This is a genomic window from Streptomyces aidingensis (assembly GCF_900112355.1).
Taxonomy (GTDB): domain Bacteria; phylum Actinomycetota; class Actinomycetes; order Streptomycetales; family Streptomycetaceae; genus Streptomyces; species Streptomyces aidingensis.
On sequence record NZ_FOLM01000010.1, the window covers coordinates 214,719 to 233,732 of the forward strand.

Genomic DNA, 19,014 nt, shown 5'->3' on the forward strand with positions numbered 1-19,014 from the left:
CGCTGCCGTCCGCTGATCCGAGGGACCCTAACCTGCACGGACGCGCGCCCCGCCCGGTGCGGCCGGGTCATTCCCGATCGGTATTCCGCGCCTGCCGGCCGGGTATCGGGGGGCCGGGCCCGGCGGGCGGTCACCCGAGGGCCGCGCGTCTGTCCGCGGGGGGACTTGAGGACCTCGGGAGGAGGTCAGGGGAGCCTGGGCGACACAGATCACCCGCCGTCGGGCTGCGAGGCGCGGACGATCTCGGTACGCTCTGTCCAAAACGACTGAGTTACCGTTCAGTAGCTTCACCTCCAGCCCCCGTTCCGCCGGTCCGAGGAGCCGTCATGCAACTCGTAGCGATCGTCGTGTCGCTGGTACTCACCGCGGTGGCCGTCGCGCTGTTCGGCCGGGCGGTCGGGCAGATCGTCCAGACCCTGAAGCTGGGACAGCCGGTGCCCGCGGGCAGCCGCACCGACGCGCCCGGCCGGCGGACCCTCACCCTGACCAGGGAATTCCTCGGCCACACCCGGATGAACCGGTGGGCCGTGGTGGGCGTGGCGCACTGGTTTGTGGCCATCGGCTTCCTGACCCTGGTACCCACCCTGCTCCAGGCCTACGGCCAGCTCTTCCAGGCCGACTGGCTGCTGCCGCTGATCGGCGAGTGGCTGCCGTACGAGATCTTCGTGGAGTTCATCGCCGGCGCCACGGTGGCGGGCATCGCGGTGCTGATCGTGATCCGGCTGCTGTCCCTGCCCTCCCGGGCCGGACGCAAGTCCCGCTTCGCCGGCTCCACCTTCTGGCAGGGCTACTTCGTCGAATACGTCATCCTGGTCATCGGCGCCGCCATCCTGACGCTGCGCGGCCTGGAGGGCGCGCTGCACCATGTGGAGGGCTACCAGGCCGGCTACTTCGTCTCCTACCCGCTGGTCGCCGCCTTCGACGGACTGGACACCGGCACCTTGCAGACGCTGGTCTATCTGACCGCCATGATCAAGATCGGTGTCTCCATGATCTGGGCGATCACGGTCGGGCTGAACACCGCCATGGGCGTAGCCTGGCACCGCTTCCTCGCCTTCCCCAACATCTGGTTCAAGCGCCGGGCCGACGGCGGCACCGCGCTGGGCGAACTGCTGCCCATGACCAGCGGCGGCAAGGAGATCGACTTCGAGACGGTCTTCGACGAGGCCGGGGAGGAGGAGCCGCAGCTCGGCGTCTCCCAGGTGGAGCACTTCTCCTGGAAGGGCCTGCTGGACTTCTCCACCTGCACCGAATGCGGGCGCTGCCAGTCGCAGTGCCCGGCCTGGAACACCGGCAAGCCGCTCTCCCCCAAGCTGCTGATCATGTCGCTGCGCGACCACGCCCATGCCAAGGCCCCCTATCTGCTGGCGGGCGGCGGCAGGACCGCGGAGGGCGAGGAGAAGGCGAGCGGGGAGCAGCTCGCGGACGTCCCGGCGAGCGCGCTGGCCGAGGCCGGCCGCCCGCTGGTGGGCACCGCCGAGGAGAACGGGGTCATCGACCCCGATGTGCTGTGGTCGTGCACCACCTGCGGCGCCTGCGTGGAGCAGTGCCCGGTGGACATCGAGCATGTGGACCACATCCTGGACATGCGCCGCTACCAGGTGATGATCGAGTCGGCGTTCCCGTCCGAGGCCGGCACCATGCTGAAGAACCTCGAACGCAAGGGCAATCCCTGGGGCCTGGCCAAGAAGAAGCGGCTGGAGTGGGCCAAGGAGGTCGACTTCCCCGTCCCCGTGGTCGGCCAGGACGTCGAGGACCTGACCGGGGTGGACTACCTGTACTGGGTGGGCTGTGCCGGCGCCCTGGAGGACCGCGCCAGGAAGACCACCAAGGCCTTCGCCGAGCTGCTGCACATCGCCGGGGTGTCCTTCGCGATCATGGGCGGGAAGGAGTCCTGCACCGGTGACTCCGCCCGCCGCCTGGGCAACGAATTCCTCTTCCAGCAGCTCGGCCGGCAGAACATCGACACACTGAACACGGCCTTCGGCGAGGACGAGGACCAGGGCGTGCGGGTGGAGCGGGCCAAGAAGAAGATCGTCACCACCTGCCCGCACTGCTTCAACACGATCGCCAACGAATACCCGCAACTCGGCGGCGAGTACGAGGTGATCCACCACACCCAGCTCCTCCAGCACCTCATCGACTCGGGCAAGCTGGTCCCGGTCACCCCGGTGGAAGGGCTGATCACCTACCACGACCCGTGCTACCTGGGCCGGCACAACCAGGTCTACACCCCGCCGCGGGAGATCATCGGGAAGGTGCCGGGGCTGCGCAACGAGGAGATGCACCGCCACAAGGAACGCGGCTTCTGCTGCGGCGCCGGCGGCGCCCGGATGTGGATGGAGGAGCGGATCGGCAAGCGCATCAACGACGAGCGCGTCGACGAGGCCCTGTCCCTCAACCCCGACATCGTCTCCACCGCCTGCCCGTTCTGCCTGGTCATGCTGACCGACTCGGTCAATGGCAAGAAGAACTCGGGGCAGGCCAGGGAGGAGATCGAGGTGGTGGACGTCGCCCAGCTGCTGCTGCGCTCGGTGCAGGCCGAACCGGCCTCGGGCGGCGCCCCGGAACCCGCCGTGGAACCGGAGCCCGCCACCTGACGCCCCGGTGCCGCCGCACCGGGCGGGAGGGGCCGCGCCCGCGCATCCGCCGGGCGCGGCCCCTCCCGCCTACTGGGGCAGTTCCGTGCTGATCACGTCGCCGTTCTGGAAGAACAGGAACAGCAGCCCGCCGCGGGCCAGGGCGACCGGATCGTTCGGGGTGCCGCCGCGCGCCGGGCCGGGCCAGCCGGCCGGCAGCTCCGGCTCCGGCAGCGGCGTCCCGTCCGACAGCCGGTAGATGTCCAGCCCGCCGTAGCCGGAGGCAAGCAGCAGCCCGCCGCCGGCCGTGAACTGCACGCGGGTGGCGAAATCGGTGGCCGCGCCCGCCCAGAGCTGCTCGCCGGACGCCCCCTCCCGGATGCGCAACTGCGGGTCGGCGGTGTCCGCCACGATGCCCCGCTCCGGGTCCAGCACCGCGCTCAGCGGCGGCAGGCGGTAGACCTCCTCCCAGGTGGCGGCGGACCACACCGGCCGCTCGGCCTGCCCGGTGCCGTAGTCGGGGCAGTACACCAGCTCGCCCACCACCCGCCAGAAGCCGCAGGCGCCCGCCGCCTCGGCGACCGGCTCGCCCGTGGCGGCGTCCAGCACCGCACCGGGCATGTCCCCCTCCAGCAGCAGCCGGCCGCCGGCCAGCTCCATGGCGTACGGATGGGCGGCGGTGACATTCCGCTCCCACAGCAGCTCCCCGGTCTCCTCCTCGAAGGCCCGGAACAGCATCGAGTAGGAGTTGCCAATGCCGGACTCCCCGACAAAGCCGGCATAGACCACACCGTCCGCGACCAGGGTCCGCTCCGGGTAGTAGCCGGGGCTGCCGGGGTAGGCACCGGCGACCGTGCCGTCGGCCGCGTGCACCCGCCGCACATCCGTGCCGTCCGGCAGATACACATACGGGCCGCTGACCGCCGGGGCGGCCAGCGGCACCGGCAGCTCCCGCCACTTCGGCGCGGTCAGCAGCTCACCGCCGTCCGCGGTGCTCAGCACCCGCAGCTCGCTGTGCGTGCCGCCCACGTTGACCCGGCAGGAGATCAGCTCCTCACCGAGGAAACAGCTCTCCGGAAACCCGGGCAGGGTGTTCCACCACGGCTCCCAGTTCTCCGGGCGCAGCTCCGGGTCGGTGGCCGCCTCGCCGAGGTAGTCGGTGCGGGGCTGCCCCTCCAGGGTGTTGTGGGAGAACTCGGCCGCCCGCACCGGACCGGCCCCGCCAGGCGCCCCGTCGTCCTCCGGCGGCGTCTTCGCGGCACCGCCGGTGCCGTCGGCGGGATCGTCACCGGCCGCGCCCGGGGTGCGGTCCGGACCGGCCGCCGGGTCACCGCCCCCGTCACCGCCGAACAGCAGCACGCCCGCCAGCACCCCGCCGGTCAGCGCCAGGGCCGCACCGCCCGCGGTGGCCGCCACCACGGCCCGGCGGCGTCGCCCGGCGGACGGTGCGGCGGACGGTGCGGCGGGCGGTGCGGCGGGGCCCGGAGCGGAGGCCGGAGCCGGCTGCGGGCGCGGCGGACCGGTCATGGTGGCCACCGCCGACGGCGGGGCGGGGGCCCGCTCCAGCGCCCGGGCCAGCGCGGCCCGGTGCTCCCCGATCAGCTCCCGCACCCCCTTCGGCCATGGAGGGTCCGGCCGCCCGGCGGGCGCCGCCGGGACCGCCACCCCCGCCGGGTGGTCCGCCGGGATGCCGTCCAGCTCCCGGATCAGCTCCTCGGTCCGGGGCCGCTGCCCGGGATCGGGACGCAGACAGGCCGCCAGCAGGCCCCGCAGCCCGTCCGGCACGGCGGACAGCTCCGCCTCACCGCGCATGGCGCGCATCAGCACGGCCGCCATCTGCTCGTCCTCGAACGGGCCGTGGCCGGTGGCGGCGAAGCACAGCACCGCGCCCAGCCCGAACACATCGGTGGCCGGGGTGAGCGCCGCGCCGCCGAGCTGCTCCGGGGCCATGTAGCCGGGCGAGCCCAGGGCGACACCGGTGGCGGTCAGCGCGGTCGCGTCGGCCTCCCGGGCGATGCCGAAGTCGATCACCCTGGGGCCGTCGGCCGCCAGCAGCACATTGCCCGGCTTGAGATCCCGGTGCACCAGCCGGGCGCCGTGCACGGCGGCGAGCGCCCGGGCCAGATCCGCACCGAGGCGGCGCACCAGCGGTTCCGGCAGCGGGCCCAGCCGGGACACCGCCTCCTGAAGGCTGGGCGCGGGCAGATAGGCGGTGGCCAGCCAGGGCGGATCGTCCTGCGGGCCCGCGTCCAGCAGCCTGACGGTGCCGGGGCTGCGCACCGTGCGGGCGGCCTCGGTCTCCCGGCGGAAGCGCACCCGGAAGCCTTCGTCGGCGGCCAGCTCGCGGTGCATGGTCTTCACCGCGGCCAGCCCGGAGCCGTCCTCGCGGGGGTCGGGCGGCGGGCCGTCCCGGCGGGCCAGATACACCATGCCCATGCCGCCGGCGCCCAGCCGGGCCAGCGTCTGGTAGGGCCCGATGTGCCGGGGGTCCTGCGCACTCAGCGGATCCAGCACCGTCGTCCTCCTCGCGTCCGTCGTACCGTTTCCCGGCCCTGCCGCGTGTTTCCGCCGACCGGCGCCTACGGCACCTCGACAGAGACCACCGAGCCGTCCGCGCGGGCCAGATACACCACCCCGCCCGCGGCCAGCAGAAGCGGCGGCTGCCCGGCGGCCTCCGGGCCGGCGGCGGCCTCGCCGCCGCCGGGCAGCGGGAGCGCCACGTTCCCGGTGCCGTCCGGGGAGAGCACATGCAGGGTGCCGGGTGTCGCGCACAGCACCCGCTCGCCCAGGTAGACGGGGTCGGTGACGGGCGCCGCGTCCCGCGCCGGGAGGGCCAGCCGGGCCACGGCGCCGGGCTCCGCCCCGTCGGACCAGTAGCGGTGGAGCAGCAGTTCCGCCCCGCCGCCGCCCGGAGCGGTGCGCACCACGGCCAGGGTCTGCTCGCCGAAGGCGTGCACCACCGCCCGGCCGCCGTCCGCCACGGACGCCGGCAGGGTGTATCTGATGTCCTGGCCGGGGCTCTCGTCGCCGAGGAGCGGCGAGAGGTCCCCTTCGGCACTGAGCCGGAAGAAGCCCCCGGGGAAGTCGGAGTCGTCCGGGTAGCGGCAGACCAGTGCGCCGCTGACCAGCCGGGCGTCCGCGCAGTACGGGATCCCGGCGGGGTCGGCCGCCGCGAGTTCCCGGCCGTCCTCGGTGGAGAGCGCCAGCGGGGCGGACTCGCCGTTGACGTACAGCCGTCCGGCGCCCAGGGCCAGCACGGCCGGTACGGGCTCGCCGTTGTCGTCCGCCAGGGGCTGCCGGCCCAGTTCCCGGCGCCAGTTCCGGGTGCCGTCGCGGAGCGCGTAGGACGCCACGGTCACCCCCCGCGGGCCGTGCACGGCGAGGTGGACGTCGTCCGGTCCGGTCAGCGGGTGGCCGCCGGGCTCCGGGCGGTCACCGGGCAGTGCGGCCTCCCAGTACGGCTCTCCCGTGGCAGTGGAGCGGGCGACCAGCACGGCACCCTCGGCGGCCAGCACCAGGGAGTCGCCCAGAACGGGCGGGCCGGCGGTCTCGGCGGTGGCGCCGGCGGCCGGCGCGGCCTGCCACAGCGGGGTGCCGTCCGCGGTGGACAGGGCCTGGAGGCGGCCGTCGGTGAGGCGGCAGACCAGCAGCGTGGAGCCGAGCGCGCAGTCGGCGGGCGGGGCCTCGAAGCGGCCGGTCCACTCCTGCCAGCCCTCGGGGCGGTCGGACTCGCGGGTGGAGAACACCCGGGCGCGGTCGGGCCCGCCGCGGGTGTCCACCGTGACCCGTTCGACCGGCGGCAGCCCGTCGCCGTTCCCGCCCGGCCCCTCCCCGTCTCCCACACCTTCCGTTTCTTCTGTTTCTTCCGTTTCTCCCGGCTCCTCCGCGCCGGAGTCCGTTCCGGCCCCGGCTTCCCGGCCGCCGTTTCCGGACCGCCGGTCCAGCGCCTCCTGCACCACTTGCACCACCAGAAACACCAGCACCAGCGCAAGCACGGCCGACACCGCCACCCAGGCCGCGGCGGGCACCGCCCTGCGGCGGCTCGCCGCGGGCGCGGCGGGCCCGGCCGGTGCCGTCATGGTGGGCGCGGAGTGCGCATCGCCCGCAGCGGACGGACCGGCGGGCGGACCGGCGGGCGGACCCGGCGGCGGCACGGGGAGCCGGGCGGCACGCTCCAGCAGCTCCCGCAGCCCGCGCTCCCGTACGGCGATCAGCTCCCGCACCGGCTCCGGCAGATACTCCCCGCCGGCCTCGCCGCCCCGGCCGCCCGGCCCCGTGCCGAGCGCGGCCTCCAGGGCCGCGGCATCGGGCCGGGCCGAAGGGTCACGGTGCAGACAGTCCGCGACCGTCCCGCGCAGTTCGCCCGGCACCGCCGAGAGATCCTGCTCCCCGGCGGCGATCCGGTAGAGCACGGCGGCCAGCGGTCCGTCCCCGAACGGGCCGCGCCCGGTGGCGGCGAAGCACAGCACCGCGCCCAGGCAGAAGATGTCCGAGGCGGCCGTCACATGGCGGCTGCCCGCGATGTGCTCCGGCGACATGTAGCCGGGCGATCCGATCATGCGGCCGGCGCCGGTGAGGGTGGTCGCGCCGAGAGCGCGGGCGATGCCGAAGTCGATCACCTTGGGGCCGTCGGCCGCCAGCAGCACATTGCCCGGCTTGAGGTCACGGTGCAGCAGCCGGGCCCGGTGCACCGTGCGCAGCGCGCGGGCCAGGTCCGCGCCCAGCGCCCGGACCGCGTCCGGCGGCAGCGGGCCGCAGCGCCGCACCGCCTCCTCCAGGGTGGGGCCCGGCACATACTCGGTGGCCAGCCAGGGACGGCCGGCCTCGGCGTCGCCGCCGAGCAGCCGGGCCACCCGGCGGCCCCGCACCGCGCCGGCCGCGGTGATCTCGCGGCGGAAGCGGGCCCGGAACTCGGGATCGCCGGCCAGCTCCGGGCGCACCGTCTTGACCGCCGCCGGGGCACCGCCGCCCGGGCCGGGAGTGCCCAGCCAGACCTCCCCCATGCCGCCCGCGCCCAGCCGGGCCAGCAGCAGATAGGGCCCCACGGTCTGCGGCGTGCCCTCCCCGAGCCCCTCCAGCACCGCCCGCGCTCCCTCCCGACCGCCGACCGCCGCCTCATGGAGCATGCACCGCTCACCGGTTGACCGTTGAAACGATCACCTTACGGGAGGACGTGCCCCGCCGCAGCGGTGGTTCCGGGAGGCGGCGGCGCGCGCGGCGCCCGTTCCCCGGGCGTTGGGGAAAGGCACCGTACTTTGACCCGGCGATGACCCCCGCGGGACATTTCACAGCGCCGGAGGCGGTAGTTTCGTAGACGTGGCCGGATACAGGAACGAGCACGCGCAGGGGCCGGGGGACGCGCGCCGCGGGCCGTACCCCCAGCAGCCCCACCACCCGCATCACCCGCAGCAGCCTCGGCAGCCGTACCATCAGCAGGCGCCGCGGCCCCACCAGCCCCAGCCGGCCGAACCCGCGTTCCGGCCCCCGGACGACGGCTACGACGACGGTTACGGCCCCGGTCCCGGCCCGGACGGCGAGTACGACGACCACGGCGCCGACGCCGGGCCCAACCCCATAGCGGCCCAGGCCCCGCCGCCCGGCCCGAAACTGCGCTGGAACGAACTCCTCACCGGCGTGGTCCTCCGCCCCATCCCCACCTTCTGGCGCATGCGCGACTACCCCATGTGGGGCCCGGCGCTCGTCGTCTCCTTCCTCTACGGCATGCTGGCCCCCTTCGGGCTGGAGAAGACCCGCGAGGAGACCCTGGACGCCACCGTCGGCACCCTGGTCCCCTCCCTGCCGGTGGTCGGCTGCGCCATGATCATCAGCGGGCTGCTGCTGGGCACCGTCACCCACCAACTGGCCCGCCAACTGGGCGGCAACGGGATCTGGGCGCCCACGGTCGGCCTGGCCATACTGATCTCCGCGCTCACCGATGTGCCGCGGCTCGCCCTGGCCGTCTTCCTCGGCGGCGGGCATCCGGTGGTCCAGGTGCTCGGCACCGCGACCTGGCTCTATGCCGGGCTGCTGTTCACCTGGATGGTGAGCCGCTCGCACGAAATCCCCTGGCCCAAGGCGCTGGCCGCCTCCGCCCTCCAACTGCTGGCCCTGCTCTTCGTGATCAAGCTCGGCACATTCTGAGGGCCCCGGACGCACCGGGTAGTGTGCGGCACGTGCTTCTCTCCGACAAGGACATCCGGACCGAAATCGACGCGGGCCGCGTGCGCATCGACCCGTTCGACCCGACGATGGTCCAGCCGTCCAGCATCGACGTGCGCATGGACCGCTTCTTCCGGGTGTTCGAGAACCATCGCTACCCGCACATCGACCCGTCGGTGGAGCAGCCCGACCTGACCAGGATGATCGAGCCGCAGGGCGACGAGCCCTTCATCCTCCACCCCGGGGAGTTCGTGCTGGCCTCCACCTACGAGACCATCACCCTGCCCGACGACATCGCTTCCCGCCTGGAGGGCAAGAGCTCCCTCGGCCGCCTGGGCCTGCTCACCCACTCCACGGCCGGCTTCATCGACCCCGGCTTCTCCGGCCATGTCACCCTGGAGCTGTCGAACGTGGCCACCCTGCCGATCAAGCTCTGGCCGGGGATGAAGATCGGCCAGCTCTGCATGTTCCGGCTCTCCTCGCCGGCCGAGCGGCCGTACGGCTCCGGGGCCTTCGGCTCCCGCTACCAGGGCCAGCGCGGCCCCACCCCTTCCCGCTCCTACATCGACTTCCACCGCACCCGCGTCTGAGCGCCCCCGCCTCGGTCCGCCTCCCTCTTTCCCCTTCCTTTCCCTTCTCTTTCATGGGCCACCTGGGCGTGGCGAAAGTACGCTCGGTATCGCTTCCGGCACTCGCGGAACACGCCAAGGGGTGGGATGGATGGGCTCCTCTGCTGCGCCCGGGAACGACGGCTTCGCCCGCATCATCAACACGGATCTGCGCACATTGGCCGTGGTCAACCAGTGTCTGGACAACCAGTGGGTGCCGCGGCGGATGCTCGGCACCATGCTGGAGAAGGGCCGGGGACTCGACCACCGGCGGGTGGCCGGGCCCCGGCTCCGCCAGGTGCGGCAGGAATGGCTGCGCTCGCTGCTCAACGCCGAGCAGGTCGTGGTCAACCGCGCCTTCTTCCTCAACAACCCGGCCGTCTATCAGGACTATCTGGAGGACGGACCGGCCGCCGCCGCCTTTCGCGCGCTGCTCGCCGACTCCGTGATCGTGCCCTTTCTCTTCGCCGAGACCGGGCCGGCACAGCAGCAGGACTTCGGCGTGCAGGCCGCCGGCCGGGACGCCTGGCACCGGGTGGTGCGGGAGGTGCGGGAGACCGGCGGCGGAAGCTGCCTGCGCATCTCCTGGGACGACGACGAGAACCGGCGACTCACCCGGAAATACCTCGCCGCCCCCTTCCACGACCTGCTGCTCTCCCTGGCCCGCTTCGACGAGCAGGGGCTGGCCGGTGACTTCGGTCTGGACCGGGAGACCGCCGCACAGCTCAAGAGGCAGCTCCGGGAGATCGCGCAGTGGGCGGTGTGGCAGGAGCGCGTCACCCGGGAGGAGTTCTACAAGAAATTCGTGGTCGCCGAGGGCAGCAATCCGGCCGACGGCCGCTACGACCGGCACAAGCCGTTCGCCGGGGTGGTCAAGCAGCTCGCCGACCTCCAGTACAACACCGGGCTGGCCGACGCGGTGAACGCGTTCCCGCTCACCCCCGCGGACAGCCTCGGCCGGACCGCGCTCCAGGAACTCACCCGGACGGCGGCCGAACGGGACGGCGGACTGACGGAGATCAGCGGCGACCGGCTCGTCGAACTCTTCCGGCAGTACGCCTTCCAGCTCGTGCAGCAGCCGCTCGCCATCGGCCTGACCGGCCTGGCCCTGGACCATGTGCGACAGGCCAGGGGCACCGACGAATGGCTGCGCTACACCGCCGGCATGCGCCGCCTGGTGGCCGCTCCCCTGGAGTTCCCGGTGCACGCCCAGACCGTCTACGCCGACTACGCGGCGCTGGCCGGCCGGCTCAGCGACATCGTGGCCCACCGGCGGGAAGGCGTGGCCGAGCGCTGGCAGCCGATCGTCAAGTGGACCGTGGAGGTGCTGGGCGCCTCGCTCTCCCTCTTCTTCGACGACAACCCGCATCTGGAACTGCTCGGCGACGTCGCCGAGTCCGTGGCCGGACGGGCCTCCGACGCGGTGGTCCGCTTCGCCGTGGTGGGCCGCGACCGGCGGCGGGCCGGCGCCGAACTGGAGACCAGCGTGGACTTGATGCGGGTGAAGTTCGAGCGCACCGGCGAGCAGTGGCGCGAGCTGACCGCCCGGCTGGCGGAACAGGGCCTGCCGGTGCACCGGCCGGACCGCCGGCCGCCCGGCGACGCCAACCTCAACGAGCCCGGCAGCCGCTGACCGGCGCCCGCACCGGGCCGGGCGCCGGCCCAGACCCCGGCGCCGGCCGAGACCCCGGCCCCGGCCGAGACCCCGGCCCCGGCCTGCTCACAGCAGGCCCCGGACCCGGGCCTGGGCCAGCGCCGACAGCGTGAAACCGTCCGTCACCTCCCCCTCCCGCACCAGCCCTTCCAGCTCCGCCTCCGAGACCAGCCGCACCCCGCGGATGCCCACGGCCCGCTCCGGCTCACCGATGCTCTCCAGCCGGGCCAGGAACAGCTCGACGCGCTGCGCATACAGCCCGGTGTCCGGGTGCACCGCGCCCAGCGGGCTGATCTCCGCCGTCCGGGCGGACAGTTCCTCCCGCAGCTCCTTCAGCGCGTTCTCCTGGCCGCTGAGGCCATCGGTGCCGAAGCCGCGCGGAATCTCCAGCTCCCAGGAGCGGGTCGCATGCCGGAAGTTCTCCAGCAGGACGATCCGCCCGTCCAGCAGCGGCAGCACCGCGCAGCCAGGAGACTCGGCCGTGGGCAGAATCCTGATGTATGTCCCGTTCCGCCCGTCCGGGAACCGCACCGGGTCGCGCAGCACCCGGATATAGGGGTCCGCGTACACCACCCCGACCGGCCCCACCGGCGGCGGCGCCGCGCCCGGTGTGCCGCTTCCGGCAGCCGCCGGCGCGGTGATCTCGATCGCCCCCGGCCCGTCGTCATTGCGGAACAGTTCCGGCCGCAGCCGCCGCAGCCGCTCGTACTCGCGCTCGCTCACCCCGTGAGTATGCGGCACCGCCGCCGCGTCGCCCACGGCTTCCCGGTACGGCACCTCTGGCCAGTTCTGCTACTTGCCGGTAAACCCACAAGTAACCTCTGCCGTCCAGCCGTTGGGAGACCCCCATGGCACGTCCCCATCCCCCTTCCCTCCCCTACCCCCTCCCCGTTTCCCGCCCCCTCCCGCGCCGCATCACCCCCGCCGTCCTCCCCCTGACCCTGGCCCTGTGCGCCGCCCTCGCCGCTCTCCTGCTCCCCGCCACCCCCACCCACGCCTCCACCCCTTCCGCACCCGCCACCGCCGCGACGCCACTGCCCGCCGACCTGCCCGCCGACCTGGAGGCCCGGCGCGCCGCCGAGGCCACCGCCCTCTACGGCGACCCGGGCGTCCGCCCGCTCGCCGAACGCCCGGTGTCCCTGGTCTCGCTCGGCGACAGCCAGATCTCCGGCGAGGGCGCCGGCAACTACGAACCCCCCACCGACGGCCCGGACAACTGGTGCCACCGCTCGGCCGACGCCGCCATCCACCGCACCGGCATCCCGGCCGACGTCACCTACAACTTCGCCTGCTCCGGCGCCTCCACCGAGAACGTCCGGATCGGCGGCACCCCGCAGTACGCGGACGAGCTGGTGCAGAGCGACAGCCTGGCCATCGCCGCGCGCAACACCCGCGTCGACACCATCCTGATGTTCATCGGGGCCAATGACGATCTCCAGTTCGGCCCGGTGATGACCGACTGCGTGGTGAGCTGGTTCCTCTTCTGGCAGGGGCCCTGCCACCCCGAGTACGCCCCCACCTGGCAGGACCGGGTGGACGGCCTCCGTCCCAAGGTCGAGGCCACCATCACCGATCTGCACACCGTGATGGCCGAGGCCGGCTACGCCCCCGGCTCCTACGACCTGGTCGTCGCCTCCTACCCCGGCCCCATCGGACCGGACATCCACGACAACCCCGACTTCCCCGGCAAGATCCCGGGCGGCTGCACCGGCTACGACTCCGATGCCGCCTGGGGCCGCGACCAGGCCGTACCGGCCTTCGAGACCGGCATCCGGGCCGCCGCGCTGGCCGCCGGCGCCACCTACCTCGACCTCTCCCGCCTCTTCCACGGGCACGAGGTCTGCATGGCGGACCCCTGGGTGCGCGGCCTGTGGATCGAACTCCTCAACCCCTTCCCGCCGGACGAGAACACCGTCCGCCAGTCCTTCCACCCCAATGCCAAGGGCCACGCCGCCTTCGCGGCCTGCCTCACCCAGCTGCACGCCCTCGCCTTCACCCCCGCCGAAGCCTCCTGCGCCGCCCCCGCCGGCACCTCGGATCCGCTCCTCCACCTCCACGCCTGGGACGACGTCTTCACCCCGCTGACCAACACCGCGACGACGCAGTGCGCGGCCATTGCCGCCACCCGCAACGGCACCGAGGCGACCGGCACCCCGTGCACCGGCGCCCGCGCCCAGCAGTGGTGGCACGATCCCGCCACCGGCGCCCTGCACACCGCGCTCTCCCACGACCGCTGCCTCGACATCCCGGGCGGTGACTACGGCGCGGGCACCGCCCTCACCGTCTGGGACTGCCACGGCGGGGACAACCAGCGCTTCACCCGCTCCGCCTCCGGCACCCTGGCCCCGGCCGCCGCCCCGGACCTGTGCGTCACCCAGTCCGGCCCCGGCGCCCGCCTCACCCTCCAGCCCTGCACCGGCTCGCCCGGGCAGCGCTTCACCTGACCCCGCCCGGCCCCGGCCCCGGACACGACAAAGGGGCCCCGCCGCATCCTTGCCCTGCGACGGGGCCCCTCACGTCTCCCGGGTCACCTCCCGGCAGTCACCGGCACAGCGCTCCGCAACCGAGCACATCGCGGACACCGCACCAGCCGACCGGGCCCGATGCGCTTCTCCCCGAGCTGCTGCATCGGGAACTGCGAGGTACTGAACACGTGCCCTTCGGCACAGCGGACAACGGTGGTTCGCAAGCTGCCTACTCCCCTGGACTGGACGACGGTCCCCAACCCTAGGGGAATCCACCGCCACCGCCCCGCCCCCACGCCGCACCCCCGACCAATGCACCACCGCCCCCACATGCGGTACGCTAGCCCTCACGAGCAGGCCCCCGGCCGCTCAACGCGGGCGTAGTTTAATGGTAGAACATGAGCTTCCCAAGCTCAGAGCGCGAGTTCGATTCTCGTCGCCCGCTCTCACCCAAACCCCCAGGTCACCGCCCCGGGGGTTGTTTGTTGTCCAGACCTCTCCCCCACCCCCGTGCCCTCCACGTGCCCCATCTCGCCTCATAGGCTTCGCTGAAGCACGCCATAGCGCTCAGCACATGAGGCATCCCCACACCGCTGTCCGTATGGTGAGACGCATTCTTGGTGACCCCTGTCACACTCGAGCAAATCGAGAAGCGGTTGCGCCCGCGGACGCACTCCGTCTGCCCAGCTCGATCAGAACGTTGATGATCGGCGGGAACAGCCGCGAAATCGGTCCGTGCCGCTCACCTCCCCTGCCCGCCTCACGACAACGGCCTGACTAAGAAGCCGTTGCTCTATCGATCGTGGTGAGCATTGGTTCGAGGACGGGGACTCGGCTGGGTGATTTTCGGCCGGTGCGGGCATGAAGACAGGGCCTCCTGTCCAGCTCGGGATTGCTGAAGTCCTTCGAGCGTCAGGAGGCCCTGTGCCGCAGTCTTCCGTCTGGACGGTCGGGGAGTCCAGCTCGGTTGCCCCGTCGTGTGACTGTCTCGCGCACCGGTTCGGAAACGCCGCGGGCCGGCCGCACAGGAGACCGAAGTATCCCTCGGACATGACGGACGCCGAATGGGCGGTGGTGAGGGACTTGCTGCCGGTGCCGGGATGGCTGGAGGGCCGGGGCGGGCAGCCGGAGGGCTACTGCCACCGGCAGATGATCGATGCGATCCGCTATCTGGTGGACAACGGGATCAAGTGGCGGGCGATGCCGGCTGACTTCCCGCCGTGGGAACGGGTCTATGCGTTCTTCCGCCGCTGGCGCGAGCGCGGCCTGGTCGCCGAGTTCCACGACCGGCTGCGGAGCCGGACCCGCCGCAGCGAGGGCCGGGACGCGGAGCCGACCGCCGCGATCATCGACTCGCAGTCGGTCAAGGCGGCCGCGTCCGTCCCGGCCGCGTCCCGGGGCTTCGATGCCGGCAAGCAGATCAACGGCCGCAAGCGGCACGTCGTGGTCGACACACTCGGTCTGCTGCTGATGGTGCTGGTCACCCCGGCCGGCGTCACCGACCGGGACGCCGCCTGCGGGATGCTGCCCCGCCTGCTCGCCCGCCACCGCCGCATCCGGCTGGCCTGGGTCGACGGCGGCTACGCGGGCCGCCTGGTGAACTGGGCCAGCACCACCCTCCGCCTGGCCCTGGACGTCGTCCGGCGCAGCGACGACAGGCACGGCTTTACCGTGCTGCCCCGGCGCTGGTGCGTGGAACGCACCCTGAGCCGGCTGATGCGCACCCGCCGCCTGGCCCGCGACTACGAAACCCGCACAGCCAGCAGCGAAGCGGTCGTGCAGTGGTCGATGGCCATGCTCATGAGCCGCCGTCTCGCCCGCCGCCCGGGCCCGCTTGTCCCACCGGGCAGCGCAGGGTGAACAGGCCCGGCTTCTCCTCGGCCAGCCAGCCCCGCGCCACCAGCCGCTTCGCCTTCACCCGAACGCCCTCAATCTTCGCGGGCACCAGCTCCAGTCCCAGCCGGGCCGCCAGGTCCTTCGCCCGCAGCCCTTCTTGATCCGGCACCTCGTCCAGCACGGCCAGCAGCCGCCGGTACTCCGGCGCAAGCACCCCCGCCGTGACACCCTCACGCCAGTGCGGGACCACCGACCCGGCCACAGGTTCCTTCACCACGGCCGGCACCGGCTCCGGCCGGACCGGCTCCTCCACCACAGCGCCCGCGGCCAGAGCCTCGACCAGCTCCGCCAGCGCGACCACCCGACGCTCCAGCACCGCCTCCGCCTCTAGCAGCTCGGCCTGCAGAGCCTCCACCCGCTGCCGAGCAGCACGCTCCCGCTCCTCCAGCAGCCCCATCACCGACGGCACCCGGCACCTCCACCGAAAAGACGACACGACCTGTCATCACTGCCGTCGAGACATCAGCTCCATGCCTGACCAGCGGAAAGGAGGCGGTCAGGTTCGGAAAGACAACAGCTTCTAAGCGTCTTGGCAGCGAAGCCCTGATCACCGGATGGGGATAGGCCGCAAGAGCCCTGGTGCCTGACAGAGCCGAAGATCGCCGGCCCGATGGATGCGTGACGCACTTCCGACCGTCCGGCGACGGTGCGGCGAGCGAAAAGCCCGCCCGCCGCACCTCTCCCCGTTCAACCGTCCGTGGCATCACTCCGCTCAGCGGCCTGTTGCCGCTCCAGGCGCACCCTGGCGTCGAGGGCGGCGGCGACTTCCTGCTGGCGCAGGTCGTCGGAGTGCTGGTAGATGAGGGCGGCTTTCTCGGAGGACTGGCCGGCGCGGACCATGGTGTCCTTCAGGGTGGCGCCGGACTGGGTGGACAGGGTGTGGCCGGTGTGGCGCAGGTCGTAGAAGCGGAAGTCGCCCGGCAGCCCGACGGCGGCGCGGGCCCTGCGCCACTTGCGTCCGAAGGTCGAGCGGCGGAACGGCTTGCCGCGCTCGCCGACGAAGACCAGGCCGTCGGGCTTCTTCTCGGCGAACCAGTCCAGGTGCCGCTTGACCTCCTTGTGGAGGAAGGCGGGCAGGTGGACGGTGCGGGTTCCGGCTTCGGATTTGGTGTCGCCTTCGACGCGGCGGCCGGTGGTCAGTTCGGGGGCGGCTTCGCGGATGCGGACGGAGAGCGGTTCGAGGGTGACATCGGGTCGGCGCAGAGCGGCCTGCTCCTCCGGCCGCATGGGGCCGTAGGCGGCGAAGTACACCATCAGCCGCCAGCGCGGCCCCATCGCCTCGGCCAGGGCGTCGACCTGCTCGACCGTGGCGGTGGAGCGTTCGCGGGCCTTCTCGATCCCGGCGCCCCTGATCCGGCAGGGGTTGCGGCGGATGAGTTCGTCGTCCGTCGCGGTCTCCATGATCGCCTTCAGCAGGCGGTAGGACTTGGCGACGGTGGTGGCGCCGGTGGCTGTGAGGCGTTCGGCGCGCCAGGTCCGTACCGCGGCCGGGGTGATCTCGTCAAGGTTCGCCGCGTCGAAGGCGGGCAGGATGTGCAGGCGCAGGAGCCTGCGGTACAGCTCGTCGGTGGTGGCGGCCAGGCCGCGCTCATCCACCCAGCGCAGGGCGTACTTCTCGAAGTTGACCGCGCCCGCATCCGGGTCGACCCAGTGATTGCGTTCGATGTCGGCCTTGGTCAGGGTGAGCCAGGTCTGGGCGTCGGTCTTGGTGGCGAAGGTCTCCGGGGCCCTGCGCCGGCTGCCGTCGGGCGCCCAGTACCTCGCCTGCCACCGGCCGGAGGGAAGTTGGCGCACGGTGCCGAACTCGCGCCGCCGCTGCGGCTTTCGGGCGGCCATCAGGCGGCCCTCCCGTAGCGGGCGTCCCGTGCTTCGTGGGCAGCGGGCACCGTGCGGCGCGCGATGTAGGAGGCGAGGGCGCTTTCGGGGATACGGACGGGCTTGCCGAGCTTGACGTAGCGGATACGGCGCTCCTGGATCAGGCGCCGTACGAAGCGCACGCCCGTGCCCAGGCGTTCGGCGGCCTCGTCCACGGTCAGCAGCCGGTCATCATGCGAGTTCACCTCCCCGGCAGTGGGAGCGGGCAAGGACCGGGCGGCGGGTATAGCCGATCGGGGCAAAGGGGTGGTTCCTCCCTGGCAGACGTGCGGCACGGCAATGCCGGCCTGCCGGTCGATCACACAAGGGATGGCGGTTGAGTGAGGTACGGCCGCGGCTACGCCGAGGAGGACTGGGCGTTGCCGTCTTCGTCGGCCTGCGGGCCGTAGGTGTCGTGCAGGTGTCCGGTGGCGGCTTCGGCGATGGCGTTGGTGACCATGGCTTCGGCTTCGTCGCGGATGTCGGGGTGTTGGGTGAGGTAGGCGTCGAGGGCGTCGCGGGCGCGGGTGAGGGTGGCGTTGGCGCGCTGGGTCTGGTGGAAGGCGTCGATGACGGTGTCGATGAGTTCCATGGCGCGGGCCTTGGCGGCGAGCTGGGGCGGGCCGACGAGGTTGCGCAGGTCGATGCCGAAGACTTCGGCGAAGCCGATGGCTTCGTCGAGGTTGATGCGGCGTTTGCGGTTCTCGATGCGCCAGACGGCGGAGGGGTTCATCTCGTAGCCGGCCTCGTTGAGCCGGTCGGACAGGGCGTTGGTGCTCCAGCCGCGGGCCTCGCGTTCGAGCTTGATGCGGACCGCGACGTTCTCCTCCCCGCTGAGCAGCACGCCCGGCGGGTCGGTGGCGTCCTCCATCGTGATCGCCTCCTTCCTGGGGCAGTGGCCTTCTGCGGCGGTAGTACAAGGCTAGCATCCATTCTGCAAAGCGCAAAAAGCTTCTGCATCAGGCAGAGATGGGATAGAGTAGTAGTCCCGCCGCACCACCTCCCACGGCCATCGGCGGGCGCGGGCATGAAGAAACCCCCCGGCCGCACAGCCGAGGGGTCCAAGCCCAGACTCTCAACCGCCATCCCTAGCGATCGACCTGCGGACCCGGGGTTGCCGCCCCATACGGCCCGCACGCAGAGGAGCTCAATGCCCAGTATGGACGACGCGGCACCCGCCACGCCATCCCACACCGACATACCCACCACCGGGCCCACCCCCGACGAGGGAGAGCGGGTGCTGGATGACCTGGCCGCGCTGGTGCGGCGGTATGTGGTGCTGCCCAGCCCCGAGGCACTGTCGGCGGTGACACTGTGGGTGGCCGCCACCCATCTGCAACCCGTCTGGCAGCACGCGCCGCGCCTGGCGGTGGTCGGCCCGCTCAAGCGGTGCGGGAAGTCCCGCCTGCTGGAAGTGCTGATCGAGACGGTGCACGACCCGCTGATCACCGTCAACGCCAGCCCCGCGGCCATCTTCCGCTCCATCGACGCCAAGAACCCGCCCACCCTCCTGGTGGATGAAGTCGACACCCTCTTCGGCTCCCCCCGCGCGGCCGAGCGCAACGAGGAACTGCGCGGCCTGCTCAACGCCGGACACCAGCGCAACCGGCCCGCCCTGCGGGTCGTCGGCAACGAGCACACCCCGGTGAAGTTCGCCACCTTCGCCATGGCGGCACTGGCCGGGATCGGCGACCTGCCCGACACGATCATGGACCGCTCCATCGTCATCCGCATGCGCCGCCGTGCCCAGGGCGAGAGTGTGGAGTCCTTCCGCTTCGCCACCGACGCCCCCCTGCTGC

15 protein-coding genes and 1 tRNA gene are annotated in these 19,014 nt (G+C 72.6%); 8 read left to right on the forward strand and 8 right to left on the reverse strand.

Features of this window, described 5'->3' with window-relative positions; translation table 11 throughout:
• Positions 1-326: 326 nt before the first annotated feature.
• Positions 327-2,600 (forward strand): (Fe-S)-binding protein, encoded by a 2,274-nt coding sequence (locus BM242_RS19040; protein ID WP_093840071.1) that lies wholly within the window; start codon positions 327-329, stop codon positions 2,598-2,600.
• A 69-nt stretch (positions 2,601-2,669) separates the two neighbouring features.
• On the opposite strand, the gene BM242_RS19045 is transcribed toward BM242_RS19040, so the two are convergent.
• Positions 2,670-5,093, reverse strand: coding sequence for a serine/threonine-protein kinase (locus BM242_RS19045; protein WP_093840072.1), 2,424 nt, complete (start codon positions 5,091-5,093; stop codon positions 2,670-2,672).
• Positions 5,094-5,158: 65 nt separating this feature from the next.
• Complete coding sequence (locus BM242_RS19050; protein ID WP_093840073.1) at positions 5,159-7,705, reverse strand: protein kinase domain-containing protein; 2,547 nt, start codon at positions 7,703-7,705, stop codon at positions 5,159-5,161.
• Positions 7,706-7,895: 190 nt separating this feature from the next.
• On the opposite strand from BM242_RS19050, the gene BM242_RS19055 reads away from it, so the two are divergent.
• The 3 genes from BM242_RS19055 (at position 7,896) to BM242_RS19065 (ending at position 10,979) form a co-directional block, all read left to right on the forward strand.
• A complete protein-coding gene (locus BM242_RS19055; RefSeq protein ID WP_093840074.1) occupies positions 7,896-8,720 on the forward strand; it encodes a Yip1 family protein in 825 nt (274 codons plus the stop codon).
• 32 nt (positions 8,721-8,752) lie between these two features.
• Positions 8,753-9,328: a dCTP deaminase gene (gene dcd, locus BM242_RS19060; protein WP_093840098.1), complete on the forward strand. Its 576-nt coding sequence runs from the start codon at positions 8,753-8,755 to the stop codon at positions 9,326-9,328.
• A 130-nt stretch (positions 9,329-9,458) separates the two neighbouring features.
• A complete protein-coding gene (locus tag BM242_RS19065; protein WP_093840075.1) occupies positions 9,459-10,979 on the forward strand; it encodes a hypothetical protein in 1,521 nt (506 codons plus the stop codon).
• An 87-nt stretch (positions 10,980-11,066) separates the two neighbouring features.
• Here BM242_RS19065 and BM242_RS19070 read toward each other — a convergent pair whose 3' ends face one another.
• The gene (locus BM242_RS19070; RefSeq protein WP_093840099.1) at positions 11,067-11,723 is read right to left on the reverse strand and encodes an NUDIX hydrolase; all 657 of its coding nucleotides are present in this window, start codon (positions 11,721-11,723) and stop codon (positions 11,067-11,069) included.
• Between the two features lie 125 nt (positions 11,724-11,848).
• On the opposite strand from BM242_RS19070, the gene BM242_RS19075 reads away from it, so the two are divergent.
• A complete protein-coding gene (locus BM242_RS19075) occupies positions 11,849-13,444 on the forward strand; it encodes a ricin-type beta-trefoil lectin domain protein (RefSeq protein ID WP_093840076.1) in 1,596 nt (531 codons plus the stop codon).
• An 83-nt stretch (positions 13,445-13,527) separates the two neighbouring features.
• Here the strand turns inward: BM242_RS19075 and BM242_RS30410 are convergent, their stop codons facing one another.
• Positions 13,528-13,725, reverse strand: a complete 198-nt coding sequence (locus BM242_RS30410) for a hypothetical protein (RefSeq protein WP_093840100.1) — start codon at positions 13,723-13,725, stop codon at positions 13,528-13,530.
• Between the two features lie 114 nt (positions 13,726-13,839).
• On the opposite strand from BM242_RS30410, the gene BM242_RS19085 reads away from it, so the two are divergent.
• Together BM242_RS19085 and BM242_RS19095 are read left to right on the forward strand one after the other, a co-directional pair.
• Positions 13,840-13,910, forward strand: a tRNA-Gly gene (locus BM242_RS19085).
• 605 nt (positions 13,911-14,515) lie between these two features.
• A complete protein-coding gene (locus BM242_RS19095) occupies positions 14,516-15,325 on the forward strand; it encodes an IS5 family transposase (protein WP_093840077.1) in 810 nt (269 codons plus the stop codon).
• Here the strand turns inward: BM242_RS19095 and BM242_RS19100 are convergent.
• From BM242_RS19100 to BM242_RS19115, 4 genes are all read right to left on the reverse strand, one after another.
• A complete protein-coding gene (locus BM242_RS19100) occupies positions 15,264-15,770 on the reverse strand; it encodes a hypothetical protein (protein ID WP_093840078.1) in 507 nt (168 codons plus the stop codon). The two genes, BM242_RS19095 and BM242_RS19100, sit on opposite strands and share 62 nt — an antisense overlap.
• A gap of 278 nt (positions 15,771-16,048) precedes the next feature.
• Positions 16,049-17,197, reverse strand: a complete 1,149-nt coding sequence (locus BM242_RS19105) for a tyrosine-type recombinase/integrase (RefSeq protein WP_093840079.1) — start codon at positions 17,195-17,197, stop codon at positions 16,049-16,051.
• On the reverse strand, positions 17,197-17,421 hold the full coding sequence (locus tag BM242_RS19110) for a helix-turn-helix domain-containing protein (RefSeq protein WP_093840080.1): 225 nt from the start codon (positions 17,419-17,421) through the stop codon (positions 17,197-17,199). The genes BM242_RS19105 and BM242_RS19110 overlap by 1 nt, the downstream gene beginning before the upstream one ends.
• Before the next feature lie 152 nt (positions 17,422-17,573).
• On the reverse strand, positions 17,574-18,086 hold the full coding sequence (locus tag BM242_RS19115) for a helix-turn-helix domain-containing protein (RefSeq protein ID WP_093840081.1): 513 nt from the start codon (positions 18,084-18,086) through the stop codon (positions 17,574-17,576).
• A 279-nt stretch (positions 18,087-18,365) separates the two neighbouring features.
• On the opposite strand from BM242_RS19115, the gene BM242_RS19120 reads away from it, so the two are divergent.
• The coding region (locus BM242_RS19120) for a P-loop NTPase family protein (RefSeq protein ID WP_483883340.1) at positions 18,366-19,014 on the forward strand (649 nt) is incomplete at its 3' end.